Consider the following 735-nt stretch of genomic DNA (forward strand, 5'->3'; position numbering starts at 1 on the left):
GCGGTGATGGTGGCGGTGCCGACGAGGAGGCCGCGCTTGACGGCGTCGGTGCCGAAGGTCTTGTTCAGCAGGCCGGCGGCGTCCTCGGAGATGTGGACGGTGGTGCCGGTGAGGATGGCGTTGTCGCCCTCGAGCTGGAGGGGCTTGAGGGAGCCGCCGTGCAGCTCGAACAGGAACGCGTTGGCCGCGGCGACCTTGCCGTTGACGAGGACGTCGCCGTAGAGCTTGGACGAGCCCGGGTTCACGACGAAGTTCTCCAGCGTGACGGTGGTGTCGCCGGCCTTCAGGGTCAGACCCGAGTCGTCGTGGTTCAGCAGGCCCTGCACGTAGGGGCGGTAGTTGCCGTCCGGGGACCAGTAGGTGACCGACCCGGCGGTGATCGGGAACGACACCGACCCGTCTTCCAGGGTTGCGTCGCCGGAGACGCCGGGGGTGAGCTTCAGGGCGGTGAGGGCGTCGGTGAAGCCGGAGTCGAGCTTCACGGCGGTGGAACCACCGAGGACCTCGGGGACCGAGGCGACGGGTGCGGGGATCTTCGACTCGGACGACGAGGACACCGTGTGCACGTTCGGGGTCGCGGCCTGGGCGGAGGAGATCCCGAACGCGGCACCGCCGAGGACGAGGGCGCCGGTCGTGGCGAGGGTGATGGAGGTCTTGAGGCTCTTACGCATCGTGATCAGTCCTTTGCTGTTGTCGCGCTCGGCGCGGCTGCTGTGTGCGCGCCGAACACACCCT

Annotated in this window: 1 protein-coding gene; it reads right to left on the minus strand. The window is 68.8% G+C overall.

Annotated features, from left to right (window positions below):
* Positions 1-671 (minus strand): hypothetical protein (locus H7A73_RS17925; protein ID WP_182067237.1); only part of this gene is annotated, 671 nt, incomplete at its 3' end.
* Positions 672-735: the final 64 nt, after the last annotated feature.

This window comes from Curtobacterium sp. ME12, from assembly GCF_903970855.1.
Classification (GTDB): domain Bacteria; phylum Actinomycetota; class Actinomycetes; order Actinomycetales; family Microbacteriaceae; genus Curtobacterium; species Curtobacterium poinsettiae_A.